The organism is Pseudarthrobacter sp. NPDC092202 (assembly GCF_044755505.1).
Classification (GTDB): Bacteria; Actinomycetota; Actinomycetes; order Actinomycetales; family Micrococcaceae; genus Arthrobacter.
In genome coordinates, this window is the sequence record NZ_JBIVRG010000019.1 from 22,314 (window position 1) to 49,050 (window position 26,737).

The 26,737-nt window shown below is 64.9% G+C and carries 22 protein-coding genes and 1 pseudogene; 9 read left to right on the forward strand and 14 right to left on the reverse strand.

The features are described from left to right. Positions 1–97 precede the first annotated feature (97 nt). Together ACIQF4_RS19540 and ACIQF4_RS19545 are read left to right on the forward strand one after the other, a co-directional pair. The gene (locus ACIQF4_RS19540) at positions 98–1,636 is read left to right on the forward strand and encodes an alkaline phosphatase (RefSeq protein WP_191079170.1); all 1,539 of its coding nucleotides are present in this window, start codon (positions 98–100) and stop codon (positions 1,634–1,636) included. Between the two features lie 310 nt (positions 1,637–1,946). Further along, complete coding sequence (locus ACIQF4_RS19545) at positions 1,947–2,726, forward strand: CPBP family intramembrane glutamic endopeptidase (protein ID WP_191079169.1); 780 nt, start codon at positions 1,947–1,949, stop codon at positions 2,724–2,726. 222 nt (positions 2,727–2,948) lie between these two features. Here the strand turns inward: ACIQF4_RS19545 and ACIQF4_RS19550 are convergent, their stop codons facing one another. Next, a complete protein-coding gene (locus tag ACIQF4_RS19550; RefSeq protein WP_191079168.1) occupies positions 2,949–3,386 on the reverse strand; it encodes a hypothetical protein in 438 nt (145 codons plus the stop codon). Positions 3,387–4,132: 746 nt separating this feature from the next. On the opposite strand from ACIQF4_RS19550, the gene ACIQF4_RS19555 reads away from it, so the two are divergent. Next, positions 4,133–4,354 carry a DUF3188 domain-containing protein gene (locus tag ACIQF4_RS19555; RefSeq protein WP_139027852.1) on the forward strand — a complete coding sequence of 74 codons (222 nt, stop codon included), beginning with the start codon at positions 4,133–4,135 and terminating at the stop codon, positions 4,352–4,354. Positions 4,355–5,135: 781 nt separating this feature from the next. Then, entirely contained in the window at positions 5,136–7,769 is a 2,634-nt protein-coding gene (locus ACIQF4_RS19560; RefSeq protein WP_191079167.1) for an AMP-binding protein, read from the forward strand. A gap of 45 nt (positions 7,770–7,814) precedes the next feature. Here ACIQF4_RS19560 and ACIQF4_RS19565 read toward each other — a convergent pair whose 3' ends face one another. From ACIQF4_RS19565 to ACIQF4_RS19605, 9 genes are all read right to left on the reverse strand, one after another. Continuing rightward, positions 7,815–8,105 carry a hypothetical protein gene (locus ACIQF4_RS19565; protein WP_191079166.1) on the reverse strand — a complete coding sequence of 97 codons (291 nt, stop codon included), beginning with the start codon at positions 8,103–8,105 and terminating at the stop codon, positions 7,815–7,817. Positions 8,106–8,655: 550 nt separating this feature from the next. Continuing rightward, positions 8,656–9,282, reverse strand: a complete 627-nt coding sequence (locus ACIQF4_RS19570; RefSeq protein WP_191079164.1) for a hypothetical protein — start codon at positions 9,280–9,282, stop codon at positions 8,656–8,658. A gap of 116 nt (positions 9,283–9,398) precedes the next feature. Then, complete coding sequence (locus tag ACIQF4_RS19575) at positions 9,399–10,001, reverse strand: cadmium resistance transporter (protein WP_191079163.1); 603 nt, start codon at positions 9,999–10,001, stop codon at positions 9,399–9,401. Between the two features lie 52 nt (positions 10,002–10,053). Next, the gene (locus ACIQF4_RS19580; RefSeq protein WP_191079162.1) at positions 10,054–10,803 is read right to left on the reverse strand and encodes a cytochrome c biogenesis CcdA family protein; all 750 of its coding nucleotides are present in this window, start codon (positions 10,801–10,803) and stop codon (positions 10,054–10,056) included. Then, positions 10,800–11,309 carry a signal peptidase II gene (gene lspA / locus ACIQF4_RS19585; RefSeq protein ID WP_400517455.1) on the reverse strand — a complete coding sequence of 170 codons (510 nt, stop codon included), beginning with the start codon at positions 11,307–11,309 and terminating at the stop codon, positions 10,800–10,802. The genes ACIQF4_RS19580 and lspA overlap by 4 nt, the downstream gene beginning before the upstream one ends. Further along, the gene (locus tag ACIQF4_RS19590; protein ID WP_191079160.1) at positions 11,306–13,258 is read right to left on the reverse strand and encodes a cation-translocating P-type ATPase; all 1,953 of its coding nucleotides are present in this window, start codon (positions 13,256–13,258) and stop codon (positions 11,306–11,308) included. The genes lspA and ACIQF4_RS19590 overlap by 4 nt, the downstream gene beginning before the upstream one ends. Further along, a complete protein-coding gene (locus ACIQF4_RS19595) occupies positions 13,255–13,629 on the reverse strand; it encodes a helix-turn-helix transcriptional regulator (protein ID WP_191079159.1) in 375 nt (124 codons plus the stop codon). The genes ACIQF4_RS19590 and ACIQF4_RS19595 overlap by 4 nt, the downstream gene beginning before the upstream one ends. A 93-nt stretch (positions 13,630–13,722) precedes the next feature. After that, entirely contained in the window at positions 13,723–14,961 is a 1,239-nt protein-coding gene (locus ACIQF4_RS19600) for a cytochrome P450 (protein WP_223883694.1), read from the reverse strand. A gap of 121 nt (positions 14,962–15,082) precedes the next feature. Next, positions 15,083–15,691 carry a TlpA disulfide reductase family protein gene (locus tag ACIQF4_RS19605; RefSeq protein ID WP_191079158.1) on the reverse strand — a complete coding sequence of 203 codons (609 nt, stop codon included), beginning with the start codon at positions 15,689–15,691 and terminating at the stop codon, positions 15,083–15,085. Between the two features lie 297 nt (positions 15,692–15,988). On the opposite strand from ACIQF4_RS19605, the gene ACIQF4_RS19610 reads away from it, so the two are divergent. The 5 genes from ACIQF4_RS19610 (at position 15,989) to ACIQF4_RS19630 (ending at position 22,067) form a co-directional block, all read left to right on the forward strand. Further along, on the forward strand, positions 15,989–17,641 hold the full coding sequence (locus ACIQF4_RS19610) for a cytochrome c biogenesis protein ResB (RefSeq protein WP_191079157.1): 1,653 nt from the start codon (positions 15,989–15,991) through the stop codon (positions 17,639–17,641). Then, the gene (ccsB, locus tag ACIQF4_RS19615; RefSeq protein WP_191079156.1) at positions 17,641–18,753 is read left to right on the forward strand and encodes a c-type cytochrome biogenesis protein CcsB; all 1,113 of its coding nucleotides are present in this window, start codon (positions 17,641–17,643) and stop codon (positions 18,751–18,753) included. The genes ACIQF4_RS19610 and ccsB overlap by 1 nt, the downstream gene beginning before the upstream one ends. A 156-nt stretch (positions 18,754–18,909) precedes the next feature. After that, positions 18,910–19,791 (forward strand): prolipoprotein diacylglyceryl transferase, encoded by an 882-nt coding sequence (gene lgt, locus ACIQF4_RS19620; RefSeq protein ID WP_377087145.1) that lies wholly within the window; start codon positions 18,910–18,912, stop codon positions 19,789–19,791. Between the two features lie 155 nt (positions 19,792–19,946). Beyond that, on the forward strand, positions 19,947–21,314 hold the full coding sequence (gene lpdA / locus ACIQF4_RS19625) for a dihydrolipoyl dehydrogenase (protein WP_191079154.1): 1,368 nt from the start codon (positions 19,947–19,949) through the stop codon (positions 21,312–21,314). Between the two features lie 135 nt (positions 21,315–21,449). Then, positions 21,450–22,067: a class I SAM-dependent methyltransferase gene (locus ACIQF4_RS19630; protein WP_223883693.1), complete on the forward strand. Its 618-nt coding sequence runs from the start codon at positions 21,450–21,452 to the stop codon at positions 22,065–22,067. A gap of 252 nt (positions 22,068–22,319) precedes the next feature. Here ACIQF4_RS19630 and ACIQF4_RS19635 read toward each other — a convergent pair whose 3' ends face one another. The 4 genes and pseudogenes from ACIQF4_RS19635 to ACIQF4_RS19650 form a co-directional block, all read right to left on the reverse strand. Continuing rightward, positions 22,320–24,029, reverse strand: coding sequence for a dolichyl-phosphate-mannose--protein mannosyltransferase (locus ACIQF4_RS19635; RefSeq protein ID WP_191079152.1), 1,710 nt, complete (start codon positions 24,027–24,029; stop codon positions 22,320–22,322). Positions 24,030–24,156: 127 nt separating this feature from the next. Continuing rightward, positions 24,157–24,651, reverse strand: a complete 495-nt coding sequence (locus tag ACIQF4_RS19640) for a DUF3093 domain-containing protein (protein ID WP_191079151.1) — start codon at positions 24,649–24,651, stop codon at positions 24,157–24,159. Positions 24,652–25,417: 766 nt separating this feature from the next. Further along, on the reverse strand, positions 25,418–26,320 hold the full coding sequence (locus ACIQF4_RS19645; protein ID WP_191079150.1) for a cytochrome c oxidase assembly protein: 903 nt from the start codon (positions 26,318–26,320) through the stop codon (positions 25,418–25,420). A 65-nt stretch (positions 26,321–26,385) separates the two neighbouring features. Further along, positions 26,386–26,524: pseudogene (locus ACIQF4_RS19650) on the reverse strand (c-type cytochrome biogenesis protein CcsB); the annotation flags it as partial. Positions 26,525–26,737: the final 213 nt, after the last annotated feature.

A 26,737-nucleotide genomic window follows, 5' to 3' on the forward strand; every position in this document is an offset into this window, starting at 1 on the left:
CATTGGCTCGAGAAACCCTCGGGTAGTGCTATGGCCGCGGTACGGTTTGAGGCAAAGGCGATATAGCCCCCCGCCCCTGACAGGAAAGCACCCTCCGATGACACAAGTTCCGGCCGACGTCACGCCCGCCGACCCTGCACGGAAAAGACGCAGGATCATTTGGGTCGTCCTGGCAGCCGTCGTGGCCACCGTCGTGGCCACCGGGCTGATCTCGTCCGCGGTGTTTACCGCCACCAAGCCGGCACCTGGCACAGCCCAGAACGTTATATATCTGCTTGGTGACGGCATGGGCCGCACCCAAGTCACTGCCGGCAGGGAGCGTTTCTACGGTGCCGAGGGCAGGCTGGTTATGGAAACCCTCCCGGCCCACGGTTCTGTCAGTACCTATGCTGTGCAGAAAAACTCCGGCCAGCCGGGGCAGTCTGACTTCGCCCCGGAACTGGTCACCGATTCCGCCGCTGCAGCCACGGCGTGGGCCTCCGGGGTGAAAACCTACAACGCCGCCCTCGGGGTGGATGCCACGGGCCATGTGGTGCCGACCATGATGGAGTTGGCCAAGCAGACCGGCTACCGCACTGGCAGTGTCTCCACGGCCGAAATTACCGACGCGTCCCCGGCCGGGCAGATGAGCCACGTCCTGTCCCGCGGCTGCCAGGGACCGGACTACTCCGCGGACGCGTGCCAGGACACAGAGATCACCGGTGAGCCGCTGCCGACCAGTGATGTCCGAGTAACCCCGATCGCAGACCAGATCGCCCGCAACGGTACCGCGGACATCATCTTCGGCGGCGGCCTGCGCCGCTTTGACGCCTCGGATGAAACCGAGCTGAAGGAGCAGGGCTACTCGATCCTGGGTTCGGTTTCCAGCCAGATTCCCGCGACCCGGGACGACCTGAACGGAGCCGTGGGGGAGAAGGTCTTTGGCCTGTTCAACAAGGGAAACCTGACCGTTGAAAAAGCCAAGCAGGACGACCCCGGAGCTCCCCAGGCGAAGGAGCCGTCCCTGCCGGAGATGACAAAGAAAGCTCTTGAGCTTCTAAACCAGCAACAGGAAAGCAGCGGCAAGGGTTTTTACCTGCAGGTTGAAGGTTCCTTGATTGACAAGCGGTCCCACGACAACGACGCGGCCCAGACACTGGAGGAAGTCAAGGCCTTCGACGATGCCGTCGCCGCAGCCCTGGACTTCGCCAAGAAGGACGGCAATACCCTGGTCATTGTTACCGCCGACCACGAAACCGGCGGTTTCCACATCATCGAAAAGGGCTCCTTCACTAACGCCGAAGCAGCCGCGCCCCCGGTCAACGTCGATTCCGGGAACGCCGCCAATAACTCCACCCCGACCCGGTCCGACGGAAACTTCAAGGACCCGGAACGTTCAACCGGTATCAGCAACGGTGCAGGCGCAAAGGACCAGCAAAACTTCGGCCCTGCCACCTTCCGGACGCCGAGCGACCCGCCCCAAGTCAAGGACGGTTCAAAGGAAGCCAGTCTTTGGCTGAGCTACGCCTCCGGCAACCACTCCGGTGCAGACGTGCCCGTTTACGCCTACGGCCCAGGCTCGGAGCAACTGCAGGGCAGCGTGGACAACACCGATTTGTTCGACATCGTAGGTAACGCCCTGGGCGTCCTGGGCTGACCGCAGCGGAAAACCAGAACTGCAAACCTGCCACGGCCACGGCCAAGCCCGACGAGGCTTCCGCACGCCTCAACCCGCCGGGCCAGGTGATGCAGGATAACGGGGACCTCGATAAAGCCCGGTCCAAGCTGTTGCCAAGGCGTCGACATTAAGGACAACTGAACCCGGGAGCCTCCTGGGGGAGCTTGTTTTTCCCCCTCCGCCACTGGCTGACGGCCAGTAGAAAAGGGTCGGTAGCCGGGCCGGGCGCGGATGGACTTCCTTGTGGCATCCCGGCAGAGACCCGGCAACTGCAGGCAAGAATAGGACCATGCTCGTTCCCTCCCGCCGCCGTCTGCGGATTGAAGTCCTGATAGTCCTGGGACTGTCGTTAGGACAGTCCGCCGTTTACTCCGTGGTGCAGTTTCTGGACAAGATCACCAGCGCGCCGCTGGCCCAGGGCACCTCCACGCTCAACAACTCCCAAAGCACCCGCGAATATTTTGATCTGACATATCAACTGCTGGAGATCTTCTTCGCGCTGGTACCTGTCGTTCTGGCGCTCTACTTCCTGACCGACCAGCACAGGACGAACACCGGCAACGGCGAGGGCAATGGTTCGGCCTTCACGAAAATCGGTTTTAACTTCACCCGCCCCGGGCTGGCCATCCTGCAGGGGCTCGGGCTTGCCGTCCTGATAGGCATCCCCTCACTGGGCCTCTACGCGGCCGGGCGCGCACTGGGCATCACGACAGCGATCATTCCCAGCGCCCTGGACCCTTACTGGTGGACGGTTCCCGTGCTGGTTCTGTCAGCGGTGCGGCACGCGGTCGTCGAGGAAGTCATCGTAGTGGGTTATCTGCTGGACCGCTTTGGGAAGTTCGGCTGGTCAGTTCCCCTGGCCATTTTTGCCAGTTCCATGCTAAGGGGCAGTTACCACCTGTACCAGGGCTTCGGGCCGTTTATTGGCAATATGGTGATGGGGGTGGTCTTTGCATGGATCTATACCAAGAGCCGCCGTGTGATGCCGCTTGTCGTCGCCCACGCACTCATCAACATTGTGGCGTTCGTCGGTTTCAGCCTGTTTGGAAGGGCGGTCGGGCTCGGCTGATTCACTCAGCCCTCGGTACTGGGCCTCCCCACAAAGACTCCAGCCTTGTGCCGCCCTCACCACCCATGGGTGAGCGCACTGCCAGTCTCATTGACCGCTGCAGGTGTGTCCTGAGCGGCTGAGGTAGGCCTGAAATCATGGCCCCCTTCATCTTGGGGGCGGCTGGTCCGGTGGCTGTTCAGGTGCGCAGGCTGGTGCCATGATGACCGGCAGTTGCAGTGGCTAAGTTCGAGGAAGGAGCTGGTATGCGTAAAGCAGAGGCGCGTCCACGCTTGATGCTGCAAATTCCACCGGACCTGATTGCGGAATATGGAGTCTAATATTTTCGCGCGCACCGTTGCAGGCAGCACCAAAGTCGATCAGCTCGCGTTCTTCCACGCGTGCAGTCAGGAAGGCTTTGCCGCCGCCGTCACACGCCAGCACAAGTGTGTAGTCGCCTTCGGGCACGGGCACGATGTTGCTGACGGGCTGCGCATCCAGGATTTTGCCGGCACCTTCGGCCACTGCTGTGCCCGTGGTCGGGAGGGCGGTGGCCTTCCACGATGGGATATCAGCGTTCTCGACCGAAAGCTGCTGGGTGCAGCCCGAGAGTGCGACCGCCACTGCAGCTGCAGCGACACCCCGGAGGGCGTGCGTAACGGACAGGAATTGGAAGGGCATGCCTCAAACCTACCCGGAAATCAGGCGAGGGCGGTGGCACCTGCAGCGCTACCGGTCCACGATACGTCCTGACTGCTTAAGAGCTTTTCCCCTGAGATGCCGCCACTGCGACGGCACCGATCAGTCCAGTAAGGGCGAACAGAATTCCTACGATTCGGTCTGTGCCGTGGACACCCGCCACGATAAAGGCCACACCCAGCACACCCAGGAGTGCCAATGCTACCAGGCTGAAATGCCGCATTGGTAACTTCCGGACGCAGAACAGGGACGTGTGGGCAGCAGCCGACTAACACTGCGCGAAGCAGCACCAGCCCTGGTGCCGCTCAGTTGGCGAAGCTCCGATCAAATAGCGGTTGACCGGAGCTTCGGTTCCATTATGCCTGCCATAACCTTGCGATTTGCTGGGAAGGCAGCACCCGGGCCAGATTGTCCACAAGATAATCGACTGACGCCCAGTCTGGCCAATTGCACACCTGCGCCGGGTTCGGTGCGGCCCTGGTCTTTGTTTCGCCTCGCCGGGCCTGTAGGCAGTCTGGGCTTTTACGGCAACCGGAACGTGCCGGGGCAGCCGGCGGTAAAGGCGGCGCTTGTGACACGACGATCGCCGGGGGCGAACATTGAGGAAAGGGCCGCACAAGCGGGGGAGGGGCCCGCAAGGCCCCGAGACAACCGCGCCGGCCCGTTTAGTGGACCGCACTTCGCCTGACCGGCCCAGTGTCCCGCCCGTTGAGCGGTAGACTCCATTCGTGCTCAATGAGTTTTGGAATGTTGCCTCCAAGTTTTACAAAGCCCTGGTGTTTGGTGCCATGGGGCTCATCGCCGCAGGCCTCGTTATCAGCGTCCTGGGCAATGCCACCCAGAATCAGGGGTTGGCTTTCGCTTCCTTGCCCGTGATCGGAACTGGCTTGGTTCTCCACGCCGCAGGAGTGGCGGTACGAGGGCACCAGGTCCGCAAGATGATCAGGTAACGGGTACCGCCGTCGGCCAGCACTGGCACGGGAGGCCTCGGCTGGGCTATGGCACGATGGCATGGCCCCAACACCTCCACGGCCCCTCGGCCCTGCTGTCGTAAGATTTTTCATGAGCCGGACGCTCTGCCCGGCCGACTCCGGGGGGGCACGCAACCCGGGCAGAACTGCAAGGATTACATGAAGCTATCGTTAGTCGATTCTCTGGCCCAGGGAATTATTGCCCTCAGCGCAACCCCCTCCCCGAGCGCTGGCGAGAATGGGCTAAGACCAGGTCTTAGCCCCGACCAGGTGACCCCGGGTTTCCTTGGCTTCGTGATGACAGCGTTCATGGTTATAGCCGTTGTGATGCTGATGGTGTCAATGACCGGACGAATCCGCCGCATGAGATACCGTGCACAGGTCAGCGAAGCGGGCGCTGAGAGCCCTGCTCTGCCCGGTACCCGCAGCGCCCAGCAGCCTGGGGATGACACGGCCCAGCAAGGCTGACTGACACCACTAGTCGCCCTTCCCCGCCGGGGAGGACGCTGCCGGGGGTGTGGTTGCTGACCTGCCAGCCGCCGCTGGGCAGTTGGCGGATCGCGAGGGCCTCACCTACCAGCCTGTGATCCTTACCGCTCACGATCACTATAAAGGCTGAGCCCCTCAGCCCAAGGTCCATTTGAACCGCTGTCTGCGCCAACCCGAGTGGCGGCTGGTGATCGCATCGCTGTCGTGGTGGCCCTGTTCCAAGGAATGTCCATTTGAGTTAGGTTAGCTTTTGCCTTTACTGTGCAGGTTTGTGACTGTACAGCCGGAACTGGCAGGAGTCTCGTTCGCCGCGCAGCTGGCCGGCTTCGGAGACCGCACCGCCATCAGGACCAAAAACCACTCAGTGAGCTACGGCGAACTGGGACGCCGTGTCGACGACATGGCCCGTTCCTTCGGACCCGCCCGGCGGCTCATTGCCCTTGAGGCCGAGAACACGCTGCCGTCCCTGGTGGTCTACCTCGCCGCCCTGTCCTCCGGCAACCCATTGCTGATCCTGCCCACAGGCGGCGGGACCGCCGCCGAGGCGCTCGTCGCCGCATACGATCCCGATATCGTGGTCCGCGCCTCGCAGGGTGAGGCGGTCCTGGACGTACGGCGGGAAGAAACCAGGCATGAGCTGCACCCGGAGCTGGCGCTTCTGCTGAGCACCTCCGGATCCACCGGTTCGCCAAAACTCGTGCGCCTGTCCGCCGAAGCCGTGCAGGCCAACGCCTCGGCGATAGCCGAATACCTGCACCTGCGCCCGGACGACACCGCGGCCACCACGCTTCCGCTCTCCTACTGCTACGGGATGAGTGTGGTGAACAGCCACCTCCTGGTCGGCGCGTCCCTGGCACTGACCGACCTTTCAGTGGTTGACCCGTGCTTCTGGGAACTGGTTCATACCGAAAACGTCACATCCTTCGCCGCCGTGCCCTACACCTTCGATCTCCTCGAACGCGTCGGATTTGAGCACATGGACCTGCCGGGCCTGCGCTACATCACCCAGGCGGGCGGCCGGCTCGATCCGGACCGCGTGCGTTCCTACGCGGAACTGGGCAGGCGGCAGGGCTGGGACCTGTTTGTCATGTACGGGCAGACCGAAGCCACGGCCCGCATGGCCTATCTGCCCCCGGACCTGGCGGCAGAACACCCCCACGCCATTGGAGTGCCTGTCCCCGGTGGATCCTTCCGGCTGGAGCCCGTCCCCGGCCTGGATGCCTGCGAGCTCGTCTACTCAGGTCCCAACGTCATGCTGGGGTACGCCGAACAGCCGGAAGACCTTGCCCTGGGACGGGTTGTCACGGAGCTTCACACCGGTGACCTCGCCAGGCGCGGGTCCAATGGCCTCTATGAGATCGTGGGCAGGCGCAGCCGGTTCGTGAAAATCGTCGGCCTGCGGGTGGACCTGGGCCAGGTGGAACGGCTGCTGGCCGATCTTGGCCTGATCGCCGCGGCTGCCGGCTCGGACGACGCAGTGGTCGCGGCGGTGGAAGGAAGCCACGATCTTGCCCTGGTGGCCAAGAGCCTTGCCCAGGACCTGGGTCTGCCGCGTTCAGCGGTCCAGCTTCATGCCGTGGGGTCCATACCGCGCCTGGAGAACGGAAAGCCGGACTACCCCGCGGTCCTGGCCCTGGCGTCCAGGAATGATGACCGCGCCGGCGGTACTGCTACTGCACCGGAACCGGCAGGACGCCCGGCTGACGTGCGGAGGATTTTCGCGGAGGTCCTCGAACAGGAGGACGTCGCCGATACGGACACCTTTGTTTCCCTGGGCGGTGACTCGCTGTCCTACGTGGCAGCGTCCGTCCGGCTGGAGCGTGCCCTGGGACACATCCCGCAGGGCTGGCACCTGACGCCGGTCTGTGAACTTGTGCCTGCCACCCACCGGGCGCAGGGCACGCAGCCCGCGGCCACGGGTGAGGCTGCGGGCCAGCTTAGCCGCCCGGCCGGGAAGACCGCACGTCGCTGGCACCGGCGGATGCTGGCCCCGATGGACACCGGGATTGTGCTCCGCGCCGTTGCCATCATCTTCATTGTTTCCACGCATATAGGTTTCTTCCACTGGGAAGGGACCGCCCACGTGCTCATCGCCGTCGCCGGCTATAACTTTGCCCGCTTCCAGCTGACCGGTACCCGCTGTGCCCGGCTGCGGCGGCAACTGCGCAGCGTGGCCCGGATCGTCGTGCCCAGCGTTGCGGTCATAGGCCTGGCTTTTGCCGTGACCGATACCTATACCTGGGCGAATGTTTTCCTGCTGAACTCCTTGCTGGGGCCGGAAGGCTGGACCGACTATTCCCGGTTCTGGTTTATCGAGATCCTGGTCTACATCCTGCTGGGCCTGGCCGCCCTGATGGCAATTCCTGCCGCTGACCGGGCCCAGCGCCGGTGGCCGTGGGCCTTCGCCCTGGCATTGGTAGCTGTTGACCTGCCGTTGCTCTTCGACCTGGTTGACAGCCGGTATCCGGGGCAGGGGCCGGTCCTGTGGCTGTTCGGGCTGGGCTGGGCCGCCGCCGCGTCGCGGACACTGTGGCAGCGGGCAGCCGTGACCGCCATTGCCCTGCTCACCATCCCACAGTCCTTCGACGACCAGTACCGCAGCGCAACCATCCTGGTGGGCTTCCTCATCCTGCTCTGGCTGCCCACCCTGACCGTCCCGCGCGGACTGCACCGGGTCACGGCACTGCTGGCCAGCGCCTCCCTGTACATCTACGTCACCCACTGGCTGGTGTACCCGCTCGTTGACCCGGCACAAAAAGGCCTGGCCGTCGTCGCGTCCCTGGCCGCAGGCATCCTCTACTGGGCGGGGGCCACCAAGGTAATGGGATTGCTTGAGCGCCAGCTGCAACGGCCGCGCATCCTTCTCCGTAGATCTACTGCAGCTGGCAGGGCAGACTCCGAGTGAGGCCTACGAGAGCAGCACGCCTGAATACCAAGCATCAGCCGCTGCCTATCGGGAGGGGATGCGACTTGGCTGGAGGGGCAGGTCCGACATGATGACCCGGGGGACCATCATGACGTAGGCCACCATCCCGAGGAGCTCCACAAATGCCTGGGTGACGACGACGAGGGATACCAGGGCGAGCGGCTCGGGCAGGGCCAGGACCAGGGGGAGTACGACAATGAGTTGCGTGTTGTGCCACTGAAGATCACGGCCTTGGCACTGGCTGCGTCCAGTCCGCCTGCCCACCGCGGCAGCCATTCCTGGCGGGACCATCACCACCAGGAACGCCGCGTACACCGGGATAACTGCTCTGCCCTACGGGGGCAGCGGGATGACTGTGCGGTGTTTGCCGCCTGGGGTGAGACGCGGAGGGGAGGGATCCCTTGTCAGGGTGACATGGCCCAGTCCATGACCGGCCAGCACGGCGGCGATTTCGGAACGGGCGGCTTCGAAAACCCTCGCAGGTTCGGCACCGGGGGCGGGTTGCAGCCGGAGGGCGAGGTCCTGGGGTCCTGTCTGGATGATCTGGCCCTTACTCAGGCCCTGAACTTTGTCCAAGGCGGCACTCAGCGTGAGGGGTGTTATTGAAACGGAGAGCCCGGGCGTTTCCAGGGAAGGTCAGCAGCTCCGCTGTTCGTCCCTGCACGTGGATGGCCGGCGTCGGGTCCCCGCACGGGCACGGGTCAGTCCTGGTGGTGACACTGTCGCCCAGGTCGTAGCGCAGGATCGGTTGTATGCGGTTGGCCAGGTTGCTCAGCAGCACGGTGTGCGAGGGCTGCCCGGGCGGGACGGGTTTATGGTTAGCGTCGACCGGTTCCAGGATGGCCCAGTCGCTGTTGACGTGGAGCTAGCCTTCCTGGCAGCTGTAGCTCAGAAAGGGGCATTCAGTCGCTGCGTAGCCTTGACGGACCTTGGCTCCGAACGCTCCGCTGATCCTGCCGTAGTCTCCCTCGGGCAGGCCCTCGGCGGAGAGAACAACGGCAACGGGGTGGATGTTCAGCCGTCCGGCTTCCTGCTCGGACGCCAGCAACCGTCCGGTTGAGGCGTAGGGGGCAAGAAGGGCCGGGCGGAAGCTGTTCAGCTGGGCGACGAGGTCCGGCATCGGTGTCTGGACCGGGAACACCCCCACGCTGTGCCTGCCTGGTCCCTTCCGGAGCGCGGCCGCGGCTGCTGCCGAGGCGAAGTGGCCGCCCGTGGCGATGACCATGGCGATCCGCCCGTGACCGCGGATTATCCCCAGGATATCGGCCGGGGTGAGCCAGGAACTGAGCATGCGAAATGTCAGGGCCTTGGCCACGGCCAGGGATGTGGTGTCGAGCAGGAACACTCCCCGGGTGCCGGTCGTCCCGGACGTTGTAGCGACCGTGTAGCGGTTGAGGAATTTCGCGCCGACCAGCGACGGGTCATTAACGAACGACTGCACACCCTCCAGCGTCACGGCAGGATCCGTCACCCACTCATCGAAGTGAGCCATCAGGGCTGCCTTTGTCGTCACGGGCAGCACGGGCATCAAGCAACAGCCCCCCTGGCGTTTCTTTCATGATTCCTCCTGGCCCTGGCCGTGGCTGGTCCCCGGTGATTCCTTGTTGCTCAGGCGTTGAACAGCCGGGTCAGGACGCCGGAGCTGAGGAGGATGAACAGGCCCAGCCCGATGAACACTGCCGGGACGAGCCAGTGTTCGATTTTTTCGAGGGTCTCAATGACTTTGGGGTGGGTTCCCACAACACGTCCCAGTGCGCACCAGACGGCTACCAGGATGAGGAACACGATGATGGTGACCACGGTGTCCTGGGGGCGCATGGTCCGGAAGATCGGGGTGTAGATGGCGATGTTATCTGCACCGTTGGCGATGGTGATGCCGGCGACGCTGAGCAGGCCAACTGCGCTGATAGCGCCTTCGGTTTCCTCTTCGCCGCGTCTGCGCAGGAAACGGATCAGGCCGAAAACGCCGATTCCGAGGGGGAGCAGGCCGAGCCAGCCGACCCATTCGTCCGGGACAAGGGTCAGCCCGAGCGCGGCCAGGACGCTGATGCCGACCAGGGTGATGAATCCCAGGTACTGCCCGCCGACGATTTCCCAGGGCCGGGGCCGGCGGCCTTTCGAGGAGGCGAGGAACAGCACGGTCAAAACGACGATGTCGTCGATGTTCGTGGCAGCGAACATTGCTGCCGCGGCCGCGATGATGCCAAGCATTAATCAGCACCTCTCTCAGGGCGTCCCCGCCGGTTGCATACCCGCGGCCAGGTCAGATGGGCGTGGTGAAGGTTCCGATCAGGTTCTGCAGGCTCAGGATCCAGGTCGTCCAGACACCGGAAACCATCAGGATCCCGACCAGGACCAGGGTCGCTGCCCCTGCGAGGTTGAAGGCCCTGATGTTCCGCCGGACGAAGCCGAGGGTGCCGGTGACCCAGCTGAAGCCCCGGGCGACGAGGAGGAACGGGATACCCAGACCGATGCAGTACGCGAAGCCGAGCAGCGCCCCGCGCCAGGCCGACCCGGTGGTAGTGCTCAACGCCAGCACGGCGCTGAGGGTCGGGCCGATGCACGGCGTCCACCCGAGCCCGAAGCCGATGCCCAGCAGCGGCGCCCCGGCCAGGCCGGTGTTCGGTTTCCAGGTCAGCTTGGCCGTGCTCTGCAGGAACGGGATCTTTCCGGACAGGGCGACGCCCATCACGATCACGACCACGCCCAGAACACGCGTGATCATGTCGCTCCAGCTCACCAGCCAGTGTCCGATGGTCCCGAACGCCGCACCGTAAAGGGTGAAGACCGCGGCGAAGCCGAGGATGAACAGCCCGACGCCGGCGGTGGTGCGCCTGCGGGCGGCCTTTTCATCGGTTCCGGCCAGGCCGGAGACGTAACCCAGGTAGCCCGGGAGCAGGGGCAGGACACAGGGTGAGATGAACGAGACCAGACCGGCGATGACCGCCAGGGGCACTGCCAGGAGCAGGGCTCCGGACTGCACAGACTCGGCGAAGAAGCCGCCAAGACTCATTCCGCTGTCTCCGGTTCCTTGCCTGCCCGCAGCATTCCCAGGACCAGGACGGCGGTTCCCACGGTGACGAAGACGTCGGCGAGGTTGAACGTGGGGAACCATCCGCTGTGCAGATAATCGACGACCCCGCGCCCGTCGAGCCGGTCAATGAAGTTTCCGATGGCGCCGCCGGCAATGAGAGTACCACCGGTAAGGGCGGTCCTGGACATCTTTGGTGCGTTCACTGTTAGCCATGTCAGCAGCACGGCGATGATGGCCCCGGTACCGGCCACGACAATTCCGGTGGGCAGGGCGGATCCGAGGCTGAAGGCCACGCCCATGTTGTAGAGGAGCTTGATCGTCAGCAGCGGCACCTCGATCACTTCTCCCCGGGAGAGACCGGCTTCGGCCTGGGTCTTGATGAGCAGGTCGGCCCCGGCCAGCAGGAGCGCGCCGGCCAGCAGCCCGCCCCGGCGCATCCACGGCCGGGACGGGGTGCTGTCGCGCACCGGTGTCGGTTGGCTCACCGTGCCGGTTCCAGGGTGGGGACGGTGTCCTGGGTGGCCGGGATGGTGCCGTACTTGCTCACCTTGCCGGCGCGGACGCCGTTGGCGATGACAACGATTTCGGCCAGTTCGTGGATCAGCACAACTGCTGCCAGTCCCAGGATGCCGAACAGGGCCAGCGGGATCAACACGGCGATCAGGGCCAGGGAGAGTCCTACGTTCTGGAACATGATGCGGCGGGTGCGGCGGGCGTGCTCCAGTACTTGCGGCAGGTGGTGCAGGTCCTCGCCCATCAGTGCGACGTCGGCGGTTTCGATGGCCACGTCGGTGCCCATCGCGCCCATCGCGATGCCGGTATCGGCGGTCGCCAGAGCGGGGGCATCGTTTACACCGTCACCGACCATGGCGGTCGGCTGCCGCCCCTTCAGGGCGCGGATAATCTCCGCCTTGTCTTCGGGGCGCAGGTCGGCGTGGACTTCGGTGATGCCCGCTGCCTTGCCCAGGGCCTCGGCGGTGAGCCGGTTGTCACCGGTGAGCATGGCCGTGGTGTAGCCGGCGCGGCTGAGGCGTTCAATCACGGCCGCGGCTTCGGGGCGAAGTTCGTCGCGGACGGCTACGGCGCCGATGAGGACAGAGTTCTCCTCGACCAGGACCGCTGTCGCGCCGCTGGCCTGCATCCGCTGAACGGTGTCCTTCAGCTCCCCCGGGGCGATCCATCCGGGCCTGCCGAGCCGGGCGCTGTGCCCGTCGATGGTCCCTTCGAGCCCGGCACCGGGAACGGTGTCCAGGCCGGTGACGGTGACCCGGTCGCTGGCGGCGGCGAGGATGGCGCGGGCGAGCGGGTGTTCGCTGCGTTCTTCCAGGCCGGCGGCGACGGCCAGCACCCGCTCCCGGGTGGAGGAGGCGGTGGCGGCGACTTCGATCACGGCGGGTTTGTTGCGGGTCAGGGTCCCGGTCTTGTCCAGGGCGATGGTGCGGATCTTGCCGAGGGTTTCCAGGGCGCCGCCGCCCTTGATCAGGACGCCCATCCGGCTGGCAGCGCCGACGGCGGCGACCACTGTCACGGGCACGGAGATGGCCAGGGCGCACGGTGAGGCTGCCACCAGGACCACCAGGGCACGTTCAATCCACAGGAGCGGTTCACCGACGATGAAACCATAGACGGCAATGAGCGCGGCGGCGATCAGGATACCCGGGACGAGCTTTTTGGCGATCGAGTCGGCCAGCCGCTGGCCGGGGCCCTTGCGGGACTGCTCGGCCTCCACGATGTGCACGATTCGTGCCAGCGAGTTGTTTTCCGCGGTGCTGGTGACCTGAACCTCGAGCGGGCCGGTGCCGTTAATGGAGCCGGCGTAAACGTCGCTGCCCGGTCCTGCTTCGACCGGGACTGATTCGCCGGTCAGGGCCGAGGTGTCCAGGGAGGTGCGCCCGGTCAGGACGCGTCCGTCCGTGGCGAGCCGTTCGCCAGGGCGCACGACCATGGTTTCACCGAGCACCAGCTCGGACGGGGAGACGGTGACTTCGGTTCCGTTGCGCAGGACCCTGGCCTCGGCCGGGACCAGATCCAGCAGGGCACGCAGCCCGCGCCGGGTGCGGGCTACCGAGTATTCCTCCAACCCCTCCGAGATGGCATACAGGAAGGCCAGCATCGCCGCTTCCTCGACCTGCCCCAGGGCAACGGCTCCCGCTGCCGCGATCGTCATCAGCGTGCCGACACCGATCTTGCCCTTGGCAAGCCGGCGCAGGGTTGAGGGAACAAACGTCCACCCCGCGACCAGCAGCGCCGCGGCCTCCAGCGGCAGGGTGACCCACTCGGACGCGTCCAGCAGCGAAGCGATCCATGCCATCAGCAGCAGCCCGCCGGCGACCGCGGCCGCGCGGACCTCAGTCACCTGCCAGAAGCCCTCAGCCTCTTCCTGACCCTCTTCTGTTGTTACAGGCTTGTCATCGCCGCAGCAGGCGTCGCTCACAGTTGCTCCTCTTTGGTGGTTGCGGTGGCGCGGGAGGCGTCGCCGTAGACCGGGCACAGGCTGACCGCATTGCCCGTGGCGGCCAGAAGGATCTCGGCCTGGGCCAGGACATCGATCAGTTCAGGGCGGGTCAGGGAATAGAACACCTTCCGGCCCTCCATCCGGCCCGTCACCAGGCCGCAGTCCCGCAGGCAGGCCACATGCGCCGAGACCGTGGACTGCGCCAGACCCAGTACCTCGGTGAGGTCACCGACCCGGACCTCGCCCTGGGCGATGCGTTTCACGATGGCAAGCCGGGCCGGGTCCGCCAGGGAGTGGAACAACGCGGCCGCCGGTTCCAACCGGGTACCGCTCCTCATATCAATCGTCATGCACCGATGATATCCATACATGTGGATATGTGCCAACCGTTGCTCATGCGGCGTGCGCCCGAAGGATTCCCCTGTCGTGTGTGCGGGGAGGTGTCAGTGCGGTCCTGGGCGTCCGGAGAGGATGAAGCCGCTCCGGGGCAGGGCGGGCATCCGGGTGAGGTTGATGCTCAGGTCCTGAGCGGGTACGGTCATCCGGGTCTCCGCGGCAAGCGCCCGGGTGGCGCGGCGGATCAGGTCAACGGTGATGTCCTCGCCGGGGCAGCGGTGCCCGGCGGCCGGGTCGCCGGCGCCCTGTGGAACAAGGGTGTGGGGATCCGGGTGCCAGGTACGGAACCGGGCAGGGTTGAAGCTTTCCGGGTCCTTCCAGATCCGGCCGTCGTGGTTCGTGCCGTACAGATCGAACAGGACCCATTGCCCGGCTTTGAACGCGTGGCCCTTCCATTCCAGCGTTTCCCGGGCAGTGCCGCCGACGAAGGGGAAGAACGGATAGTACCGGCGGACTTCCTGGGCGAAGCAGTCCAGGTCCGCGTCCTGGCCTGCGCGCAGGATCTCTTTCCATTCCGGGTGCTGGTGCAGGGCGACGGCTGCAAAGACCATGAAGCGGCCGACAGCCACGATGGGCCGGAGCAGGTTGAGAAGTTCCACCGCCGCGATGTCCGCCGGCAGAGCGTTGCCGTGCTCGTCCGTGTGAAAGGCGATCGCAGCGGCAGGGGTATCGCCGGCCGCGGCCGGACCGCTCCGGCGGAGGGTGCTGATGCGCTCGGCGGCCCACTTTTCCGTGGAGCGGCGGCGCCACCGGGCATACCAGTTCACCGGCCCGACCGCTCCGGCCTTTTCGATCATCAGGCCCAATTCGCGGCTGATCCGTTCGACCGTTGCCGGGTTTGCCGGCACTCCCGCCCACCGGCAGGCGGCGGCGGTGAGCAGCGGGCGCAGCTCGTCATGCAGCACAACTTCGCCGCGGACCTGCCACCAATGCACCGCCGACACCCATTCCTCATCGAAGGCCTGGCCGAGGCGTTCGACCGATTCCTTGGTCATCAGGTCAAGAAACAGTTGTTTCCGGTGCCGGTGGGCAGGACCTTGGAGGGACTGTACGCTGCCGGCGTCCTGCAGAAGGTGCTGGGCGGAGCGGGGCATCGCCGCCTCGCGGCCGAACCGGCCACCGCCGTAGAAGAACTCTGCCGCTTCCGCCCCGCGGAGGCAGACAACGGGGCGAAGCATCAGCCGTGTGCGGAACGAATCGGTGTCGAGCCGGTCGCACCGGCTCGAAATGAACGTGTATCCCTCACGCAGAAGAGCAAGGGAACTCTCAGGCAACTGCACCGTCATGATGGACCAGCCTTCTCTCGTGCCGCCCCGGCATGGCCGGCGTTGAGGCGGCCCGGGCGCTTCGGGAATCCCAGCGTACCGGCCCGCTCGGAACGCCAAGCCGGGAGCGTCATAGCTTTTCTTAGGCTTCGAGTGTGGAAGTGATCAGGGCTTTCAGGGTGCTTTTGTCCAGTCCGCCCAGGATTCTGGCCGCGACACGGCCTTGCTTGTCCAGCACGAGGGTGGTTGGGACCGCCTGGGGCGGAACGAAGCGGGTCATGGCGAGCAGCACCTTCCCGTCCTTGTCCTGCACGCTTGGATAGGTCACGCCGAAGGTCCGCTCGAAGGCTTCCGCCGTGGGCTTTTCATCCCGGACGTTGATGCCGTAGAACAAAACTCCCTGCGGGGCAAACTCCTGGTACAGCGCTTCCAGGTGCGGGGCCTCAACGCGGCACGGGGCGCACGCCGCGTACCAGAAATTGAGTACCGTCACAGTGCCGGCCCAGTCCGTGGAACTGACAGGGGTGCCGTCATAGAGGGTCGCGTTCAAGGCCACAGGAGCGCTGCGTGATTCCTCAGCGTATTCCTGCACCGATCCGTCACCGGCAATGTAGTTCTTGTTATCCCCTGCCGCTGCCTGCTGGGCGAGGGGGTCAGGTCCCGCGCAGGCGGCCAGGCCGAGGAAGGCCGCCGCGGCCAATCCTGTCAGGATGCTGCGCCGGGCCAGGCCGCCGCCGGATGGGGTGTTCATGGATGACTTCCTCGTTTGTCGGGTTTCCGGCTGATCGTCACGCCCACTGCTTCCCTGGCGGATCAAGCCAGCCGGCTAAGGCACGCACCTGCAGAAGCCGTTCCCGGCCCGCCCCCGTATTCCGTGAGAACTTCGGGCAGAGGGACTTAACCGGAACCGGTGCAATCGTCTTTAGGCGATATTATCAGGAGGGCGCTCGGAAGGCGTGGCCACCCACCTGGTACTAATTCTACGTAAGGTAGAAACTGCGGTCTGCAGACCGTGCGAGCTCTTGTTCATCCCGATTGGAAGGCAGTGATGTCCTTATCTGACGCGCCGGAGACTGCGGCAGGCCCGGTCCCGCCGCCGCTGGGTCCCGCCGGGATGCTGCGCTGGGCGTGGACGCAGCTGACAAGCATGCGGACCGCAATCTTTCTCCTGCTGCTGCTGGCCGTGGTCGCTGTGCCCGGCTCGTTGTTCCCGCAGCGTCCTGCGAACCCTGCCCTGGTGACCCAATACATCAAGGACCGCCCGGAGTACGGAAAAATCCTTGACTCACTCCAGCTCTTCGATGTCTATTCCTCGGCCTGGTTCTCCGCGATCTACATCCTGTTGTTCATCTCCCTCATCGGCTGCGTGATACCCAGGGCACGGGCCCACTGGAAGGCCCTGCGCTCAGCCCCGCCCCGCACCCCGCGTCGGCTCTCCCGGCTGCCCGAATACGGCACGCTCGTCCTGCCGGCGGAATCCGGTGTCAGCCCGGGCGACGCCATCCGGGACGCAGCGGACGTTTTGAAAAAACGCGGCTACCGGGTCGATATCCGGGACGCCGACGCCGCGATGCCCTCACTGGGGGCTGAACGGGGGCTGCTACGGGAGGTCGGCAACCTCGTCTTCCACACCGCCCTGATCGGCGTGCTGGTTTCCGTGGCCATCGGCGGATTGTTCGGCTACCGGGGCCAAAAAATCATCATCGAAGGCGACACCTTCGTCAACACCCTCGTCGGCTACGACAACTTCACCCCCGGAACCAACTTCCAGTCCGACTGGCTGGACCCGTTCGCCATCACGCTGGACAAGTTCGAGGTCCGCTTCGACCGCGAATCCACCCGGCAGTTCGGTCAGCCCATCGACTTCAAAGCCGCCGTGACGACCCGGGAAAGCCCTGACGCCGCCCCGCAACAGCAGGTCCTGAAAGTCAACGAACCGGTCTACTTCGGCGGAACGGGCATCTTCCTGGTGGGCAACGGCTACGCACCCATCGTCACCGTCAAGGACGGGGACGGGAACACCGCGTTCAGCGGCCCCGTCGTCTCCGTCCCCAACGACGCCGTCTACACCTCCAGCATTGTCCTCAAGGCCCCGGACGCGTCACCTTCCCAGCTGGGTTTCGTCGGGTTCTTCCTGCCCTCGGCCATCAAGAACCAGGAGGGTGTGTCCTACAGCTTCGACCCGGACCCGCTGAACCCACAACTGAACCTGAACTCCTACTACGGTGACCTCGGGCTGGACACCGGGAAACCCCAGAACGTCTACAACCTGGACGTGCAGAACCTCACCCAGCTCAACGGCCGGGATCTTCCCGCCGGCGGCATTGTCCTGGACGCAGGGCAGAGCTACACCCTCCCGGAGGGTAAAGGCTCGATCAGCTTCGACGGGCTCAAACGCTATATCGGGGTGGACATCCGCACGGTCCCCGGGCAGGAGGGGGTTCTCATCTTCTCCCTGGCCGCCGTCGCGGGGCTGATCGTCTCCCTGTATGTGAACCGTCGCCGCGTCTGGCTCCGTGCCGGCGCCCACGTGGACGGCCGCACGATGATCGAATACGGGCTGCTGGCCCGCGGAGAAGACCACAGGCTCGCGCCCGAAGCCGCCGCGATCCGTGCCCGCCTCGCCGCCCGCTGGAACCTGGCAGAGTCCGACCCCGCCGCTGCCGCCGCCGTCCCTGCCCGCTCACCGAAGGAGCACTAATGCCTGAGATCAACGAAATCATGGGCCAGTACAGCGAGCTGTTCATGCTCCTGGCCGCAGGCACCTACACCGTGGCGTTCATCGCATTCGCCTGGGACCTGGCCCGCAGCAGCAGGACCCTGCGTGCGGTGGACCTCAAAGCCGCAACAGCCGCGCCCGCTCAAGCCTCCGCACCCGCCAGGGTTCCGATCAGCGCCGGAACCAGTGCCCGCGCGTCCGGGGACCGGGCGGCTTCCGGCGTCGGCGGGCCGGCTGGCTTTGCTGAACGCCCCAGCTCAGCAGCGCACCGGACAGGAGAAGACGCAGCCGGCGCAGGACGAACTGCCGGGACCGACATGGACTACGCCCCCGCCCGGCGCATGCCCGCGCGCGTCGGTGTAGCCCTGACCATGCTGGGCGCCCTGATCCACGGCGCCGGGGTGGTGACCCGGGCCCTCGGTGCGGGCCGGGTTCCCTGGGGCAACATGTACGAATTCCTCACCACCGGCGCCTTCGTCGTCGCAGCGGTGTTTCTGCTCGCGCTGATCCGCCGTGACCTGCGGTTCCTGGGCACCTTCGTGATCGGCCTGGTCATCATCATGCAGGTCGCCGCCTCGGTGGCGTACTGGACTCCCGTGGGCCACCTCGTTCCCGCCCTGCAAAGCTACTGGCTGATCATCCACGTCTCCATCGCCGTTCTCTCATCGGCCCTGTTCACCCTGACCTTCGCGCTGTCCGCCCTGCAGCTGGTCCAGTCCCGCCGGCAGAAAACTGTCGCCGCGGGAGGCGCGGCCAGGCTTGGGTTCATGCGCGTCGTCCCGTCGGCGCTGAGCCTGGAGAACCTCTCTTACCGCATCAACGCGCTCGGGTTCATTGGCTGGACCTTTACCCTGATGTTTGGTGCGATCTGGGCCGAAAAAGCCTGGGGCCGGTTCTGGGGCTGGGACACCAAGGAAGTCTGGACCTTCGTCATCTGGGTGGTTTACGCCGGCTACCTCCACGCCCGTGCCACACGCGGCTGGACCGGAACCCGCGCCGCGTGGCTGTCCATCGTCGGCTACCTGTGCGTGGTCTTCAACTTCACCATCGTGAACCAGTTCTTCAACGGCCTGCACTCCTACTCCGGCCTGTGATCTCACCCTAGGCGCCGGCAGGGCCGCAGCAGCCGGCTGCGGCCAGTCCAGGGCATGGAGCCGAGGGCGCCTTTCCACTGACCTGCCGCTCCGTGCCGAGAACGATTACCGCCGCAGGATTTCCCTACCCGCCACGACGCTGAGCGAACCGGAGCCATGCAACCGTTATCAACGCCGGATCTCTTCCTGCCTTCCCCGACACTGAGCGCCTTCGCACTGGGCCCGCTGACGATACGCTTCTACGCGCTGTGCATCCTGGCGGGCATCGTCGTCGGCACCTGGCTGACCGTCCGCCGCCTCACAGCAAGGGGAGGCACCTCCGAACAGGCCCTGGACATCGTGATGTGGGCCGTTCCCTTCGGCATCGTCGGCGGCAGGCTTTACCATGTGATCACCGATAACCAGCTGTACTTCGGGCCGGGCAAGGACCCCTGGGGCAGCCTGCGGATCTGGGAAGGCGGCCTTGGGATCTGGGGCGCGGTCGCCCTCGGCCTCGTCGGGGCAGCCATTGGTGCCCGCCGCACCGGAGTCCCCTTCGCTGCATTCGTTGACGCCGCCGCCCCTGGACTGCTCCTGGCGCAGGCCCTGGGCAGGTGGGGAAACTGGTTCAACAACGAAATTTACGGCGCCCCCACGGATCTGCCATGGAAGTTGCAAATCCACGCCATGGACTCCACCACAGGGAAGGCAATTACTTCCCCTGAAGGCGCCCCTGAGGTCATCGGCTACTTCCACCCGACCTTCCTCTACGAATCCCTCTGGTGCCTGGCCGCGGCGGCACTGCTGATAATCCTGGACCGCAAATACAGCCTCGGCGCCGGAGCGGTCTTCTCCCTCTACCTCGTCTTTTACACGGCCGGCCGGTTTGCTCTCGAATTGATGCGCTCCGATCCTGCCAACACGATCCTCGGTGCACGCGTCAACACCTGGGTAGCCGGGCTTGTCCTCGTCACCGGGCTGGCACTCTTCCAAACCCTCAGATCCCGGGCACGGTCAAAAGTCGAAACCGGCGGCACGCTACCGCACCCCGCACGCTGAAAGTGCGGCGATAACGGGTGCCGCAGCTGCCGTGGTAAGCGATTGAACACAACTGCCAACCCACAACCACGAAATCCCGGAAAGGACTCCCCGAAAGATCGGCCTTGGGCAATAATATCGGGAAACAGCTCACGTACTGGATCGGGAGGAAAATTATGGCCCATGATCTCGTAGTCCTCGGAGGTGGCAGCGCCGGTTATGCAGCTGCTCTGCGCGGGGTGCAGCTGGGCATGAAGGTGGCCCTCGTTGAGGGCGACAAGCTCGGCGGGACCTGCCTGCACCGCGGTTGCATCCCCACCAAGGCCCTGCTGCACTCGGCGGAAATCGTGGACACCATCCGTGAAAGCGAAGCATTCGGCGTCGAAAGCACCTTGGGCCGTATCGACATGGCCGGTGTGACAAAGTTCAAGGAAGGCGTCGTTGCCCGGCTGTTTAAAGGGCTCCAGGGCCTGGTGGCTTCCCGCAGTATCGACCTGATCCAGGGATGGGGCACGCTGGCCGGCCCCGACACGGTGGAAGTCAACGGCACCTGCTACCAGGGCAAAAACATCGTGCTGGCAACCGGGTCCTGTGCCAAGTCCCTGCCCGGTCTGGAGATCGGCGGCCGGGTCATCACCTCCGAACAGGCACTCGAACTAGATTTCGTACCCAAGAGCGCGATCATCCTCGGCGGCGGCGTCATTGGCGTGGAATTCGCTTCCGTCTGGGCTTCCTTCGGCACGGAAGTGACCATCGTCGAGGCCCTCCCGCGCCTCATCGCCAACGAGGACGAATCCCTGTCCAAGGGACTGCAGCGGGCCTTCACCAAACGCCGCATCAAATTTCTCACCAACACGATGTTCGCCGGCGTTACCCAGAACGATAACAGCGTCACCGTCACCACCCAGGACGGGAAAACTTTGGAGGCCGAGGTGTTGCTCGTGGCGGTGGGCCGTGGCCCCTCCACAGCAAACCTCGGCTACGAAGAAGCCGGCATCCCCATGGAGCGCGGCTTCGTGCCCACCAACGACCGGCTGCACACCGGGGTCGGCAACGTCTATGCCATCGGGGACATCGTGCCCGGCCTTCAGCTGGCCCACCGGGGCTTCCAGCACGGGATTTTCGTCGCCGAAGAGATCGTCGGCCTGAACCCGGCACCCATCATCGAATCGGGCATCCCGCGTGTGACCTACTCGGAACCCCAGGCCGGCTCTGTCGGCCTCACGGAGGCCCAGGCGAAGGAACAGTTCCGCGCCGACGGCGTCGAGACGGTCGAGTACAACCTTGGCGGGAACGCAAAAAGCCAGATGCTGCAGACCGCGGGCTTCATCAAACTTATCCGTCAAAAGAAGGGCCCGATCGTTGGGGTGCACATGCTCGGCGCCCGTGTCAGTGAGCTGATCGGGGAGGGCCAGCTGATGGTCAACTGGGAGGCCTATCCCGAGGACGTCGCGAACCTGGTACACGCCCACCCCACCCAGAACGACGCCATCAGTGAGGCTGCCCTCGCCTTGGCGGGCAAACCCTTGCACGCCCACGGTTGAACGACGTCTGCTCGGTTCGACTCTGCGGACGGGCTTCACCATCGCCGTGTTGCCACCCCGGTCGTCCCAGGTGGCTGTCGTTGACTCACCCACATCGTTTGGACGAAGGGACGGCTAACGGTGTTAATGAACCGGATGGAAACTCTTCTGGTCAATTCTCCGCCCCGGCGGTGGCTGCAGCGCTTCTACGAGATCCGGGTGTTGCTGCGGCTGGGTGGCCGGTTGCTGCCCGGGGCACGGGCGCTGGAGATCGGCTGCGGCTTAGGCTATGGGTCCCAGCTGGTGCTGGAACGATTCGGCGCCGCAAGCGTTGACGCTGTAGACCTGGACCCGGCGATGATCAACCGCGCTGCCCGGCGCCTTGCCCGTTATGGTGACCGGGTGCGACTGGCGCAAGGCAGCGCAACCGACCTGCGTTCCGCGCTCAGTGCCGGGGACGACGACTATGACGCGGTGTTCGACTTCGGGATCGTCCACCACATACCGAACTGGCGCGCAGCCATCGCCGAGGCCAGCAGGGTCCTGGCGCCGGGCGGGCGGTTCTACTTCGAAGAGGTCACCGCTCACGCCTTGGCCCGCCCGACTTATCAGCGGCTGTTCGACCATCCCACCGAGGACCGCTTCACCGCCCAGCAATTCCTCGACGAACTGGCCAACCACGGGCTCGTGGTGATTGGTTCTCTCACCCGGATCTCCGGCGATTACCTGCTCGGTGTGGCCGCAAAGCCGGTTCCTGCCAGGAGCGACGGCTGATATGTACTCCGCCGCCTGCGCCCTGTTCGCTGGTCCAGCGCCGTAACCTTACCTTTCCAGACCGCACTGCCGTCCCCGGGCCAGATCCTCGAGGTCCAGAGCTCGTTCGGTGACATGTGTTCGAAGGCTGGTCGAACAAGGCCTGCCCAGGTCTTTGGCAGGGCCAGGATTGGGGCAAAGGAAGCTGGAGGCGAGTCCCGGCCGGGACGTGGATGAATTTTTGGACAGGTCAGAGGTCGCGAGCATTCTGCCCTAGATCCAGGACGGCATCCACATCCGGAGCCGCCACTCCTGGTACGGGATGATTTCCGCGGTCCAGATTGGGTAGAAAAATGCCGAGAGCAAAACTGCTGCGGCCACAAACAGGGCCACCAGGTAGAGCCCGGAACGCCGACGCCACAGCGGGTCCTGCCTCCGTCCGAGCGCCAGGCCGAGGGAGTATGTCAGGGCGAGTACCAGGAACGGTTCAAAGGAGACGGCGTAGAAGGTGAACATGGTGCGTTCCGGGTACAGGAACCACGGGAGGTAGCCCGCGCCGACCCCGGCCAGGATGGTACCGGCCCGCCAGTCCCGGCGGCCTGCCCACCAGAACAGCAGGATCACCAGCGAAACCGTGGCGCTCCACCAGATCAGGGGATTGCCCACTGAGAGGATGGCCGAGGCGCAGCTGGTAACGTCGCAGCCTGGGCTTCCCTGCTTGGGGGACTCGTAGAAGAACGACGTGGGCCGCCCCATCACCAGCCAGCTCCAGGCGCTGGCTTCGTAGGGGTGGTCGGAGCTGAGTCCCTGATGGAACTTGTAGACTTCCAGATGGTACTGGGCCAGAGACCGCAGCGGGCCCGGAATCCAGCCCCACTGGACTGAGGGGTTGGTGTCGGCCCAGTGCCGGAAGTACGCATCCTTGGATTGGAACCAGCCGGCCCACGTGGAAACGTACACCAGGACGGCAACAGGGACGATGCTTAGGAAAGCGGGAATTCCGTCCTTGATGAGGCCGCCGCTGATCCAGCCCCGGATCCCGGCGACCCGGCGAGCGCTCAGGTCCCAGAAGACGGTCAGCAAACCGAAGGCAGCCATGAAGAACAGCGCGGACCACTTGGTGCCCACCGCAAGGCCCAGGCAGATGCCCGCCGCCACGCGCCACCAGCGGACGCCCAGCCACGGTCCGGAAAACAGCTGAAGCACCGAGGGCCTGCCGTCCGGGGCAGCAGCGGCGGACTGGCGTCCCAGCGTAGCGGCCAGCCGCCGCCGGCCGTCGTCGCGGTCCATCAGGAGCGCACCGAAAGCGGCGAGGATCCAGAACATCAGGAAAATATCCAGCAGGGAGGTCCTGGACATCACCAGGTGGTGTCCGTCCACTGCCAGGAGGAGGCCGGCTACGGCCCCAAGGGTCAGGGACTGGAAGAGTTTTTGCGCGATCAGGGCGATCAGGAGGATGGACAGGGTCCCCGTCAGCGCTGCGCCGAAGCGCCAGCCCAGGGGATTGTCGGGCCCGAACAGCCACATTCCTGCCGCGATCATCCACTTGCCGACCGGCGGGTGGACCACGTACTGGGGGGTGTCCAGCAGGACGGCCGGGTTACCGGCGTTGAAGGAGACATTGGCCTCCTCCGGCCAGCTGCGTTCGTAACCGCTCACCAGCAGCGAATAGCCGTCCTTGACGTAGTAGGTCTCGTCAAACACCAGGCTGCGCGGAATGTCCAGGCGGACAAAGCGGAGGACGCCGCCGATCGCGGCGTTGAGGGCCGGAATCAGCCAGAACCACAGCCGCAGCGACGTCGGATAATCGCGCCATGAACGGATGCCGCCAAGCAGCCGTTCCTGCAGGGCGCTTTCGGTGAATGCTTCCTGCGGCCGGCGGATCCACCGGTGGCTTGCAAGATTGCGTACAGGCGTCCCGGGCGCCGGATGCTCCAGAGGGGCTGGGCGGGCCTCGACAGGAGGTACGGAGGTCTGCGTCATGTGCCCATGCTATGTTTTGCCGGTGCCATAATCTGCGGGTCATAAACCCGGGCGTTATGACCCGGAGCCCGGGCTGGAGGACGGTGGTAATAAACAAGCCCTACGGGGACATTGAGCTAACCCAGGCCTAGTGCCGCTGGGCCGACAGGGCCACGATCAGCTGGTCCGGGTGCCGGGTGGACGCCAGCCAGTACGGGGTCTGGTCGGAGGGATCAGTGATCTCGATCCGGACCACCGGATCCACCCAGCCACGGATGCACAGAAACGCCAGGCCATTGAGCCGGGTGCCGCGTTCCGCCGTCGCTTCGGCGCGGCGGAACGCCATGGTGGTGCCGACGAAGCTCCGTTCGATCGTGGCCCGGCCCACACTCAGCGTTGACCCGGTCACCTGGATTGTCGGGGTCGAGAGGACCAACAGCACGAAAATGATGGCGAACAGCACAATAGCTGCGGTGATCCCGGCCGCGATGCTGATGGGCGCCAGCATCAGGATTCCGGCGCTCGAGAAGCCCGCGGAGACCAGCCAGATCCAGAAGTTCGGCCAGAGCTTCTCGGTGTAAAGAACGCTGGCGTCACCGGGTGCGCTCTTTGGGGCAGGCGCAGCTCTACTGGATTCAGGCATAGGGCCAGCTTTCCACTTTTCCCGGGATATTTCATCTTGGCGACGGCCGTCAGCCCTCACTCCATCCATCCCTGCGGATTCACGGTCTGCCCCAATACAGCTAGCTTGAGTTTCTGTTGGTTCTGACGACTGCGATTGCGCCGATGAAACCTGTGAGGGAGAGTAGGATCCCGACGGCCCGATCTGTGCTGTCGGCGGCCGCGGCGATAGCCATCACTCCTATCAGTCCCAAGATGGCCATCGCGATGAAACAGAAACGTCGCATTGTTTCCCCTGGGTTGAATAACTGGCGTGGATTGTCGGGATAGGCACACTAATCACCGGTACTCGTGCCGCCTGAACTGCAGTATCTCACCCCGGGGTGGTTGGCCGGGCACCGCCGCTGCTCACCGGCAGTGCCCTGGCTTGCGGCCATGACTGCCCTGGGCCCTTCATCGCTTTACCGACACGGCAGTTCGTGTGGATGCCGCTGTTTAGTACGCCGTGATCCTCTTTATCGGCTCAGGGTTGCCGGCGGCCGGCGGCGGTACCTGCACGGTTTGAGCCGGTACGCGCGGCGGCTGAACGGCGCTCACTGATTACTCAGCCTGCTACCCAAGCCGGCCGCCTGCGGCAGGCGCTAAGCTTTCTTATTCCGGCCCGGAATACGGGCTGACGAGAGGACGACCGTGGAAAATAAACGACGTCACCGGCTGCCCGGAACCAGCAGTACCTTGGTCGCTTGGGGCCGGCACTGATGCGCTGGCCGCGACACACGAGGATCCCACTACCTCTCAAGGCGTCCCTGGGCCATACTTGCGAGGTATTCGTTGTATGTGTCGAGCTCTGCATCCTCGACGCGTTGTCGTTGCTTCGAGGTGCGCATCTCCCGGGTGCGCCAGCGGGAAAGGCAGACGATGAGTACCACGAATAGCGGCAGTTCTGCATAGGTCCATACCAGGGTCCCGGCGATCGCCTGATCGAGGATCGGATCATGGTCGCCGGTGGGGTTGGCGTATGCACTGAAAAGCGGTGTCCCGGTTCGGAGCAGGATCAGGCCGAAGACGGCATGGATTTGGAGCTCGACGACGATGTCGACGAACCGCACAGCGAAGGATGGGACACGTGGCAAGGGGTCGGACGACCATAGCGGTATCGCCGAGATGACGCCGAGGACGAGGAAGATGAACAACATGGCGTCATGGCCGGAGGGGATGCGCATGATGATGCTGATGACGTCTGTGAGATAGAGAGCCGGGTACAGCAGGATCGCGGCGACGATGGCGACCACGGGGTGTAGTGCGGCGCGGCAGAATCGTGATCGGAGTCCCGCGTGCGCGGCGCGGAGCACGAGTCGTCCGAGGTCGGTGTGCGGTGTACTGCGCAGGAGAAGACGCCCCGGCGAGCCAGCGATGAGAAGCGGCGGGACGACGGTCAACAGGGTGATCTGTTGGAACACCAGGCCCGAGACGAACTCCTCGGCCAGGCGGTTCACGCCGAACGTCGTGACGGCAAAGATCAGGACGCATCCGGTCAAGAACGATGCCGTACGGGCGATTGCCCAGCGACGGCGATGCCGCCACATCCAGATCGCCCCCCTCAGGTATAGCGCCGCGAGCAGCAGGGCGGCGACGGCGATTGGCGAGCCCGCGAGGGGTTCGAACGCGACCCACTGGTCAATCGGTGGCATGGCAGGTTCCCTTCACCGAAGCGATGATACATCGTTATTCGGCCGCCGCGGTGCCGGGGACGGGGTCAGGTGCGTCTGGAGTAGGAGTGCAGGCCGGGGAAGTACACGTTGACGACGGTGAAGTTGAACACTAGCGGCGAATCCGATGATGCACAGCCAGGCCGAGCGGTTGCCGCGCCCGCCACGTGCGGCCCGGGCGAGGATTTAAGCCGGCCTAGAGGGACGTTTCGCAACCGCTGGCGCAAAACCTTAGCGTTGGATATTTCACTTTTTCACAAGCCACCCCAAGAACAGGCCTTCGGCTGGGAAGCCCCGGGCAAGACCTTAGCCTCGATCCACCGATGAGCCTTCGGCTGGCCGTCCTGGCGTGACCGGTGCGAGATGATGCGCCGCGGGCAGGGGTGTGTTCCGGGCGTC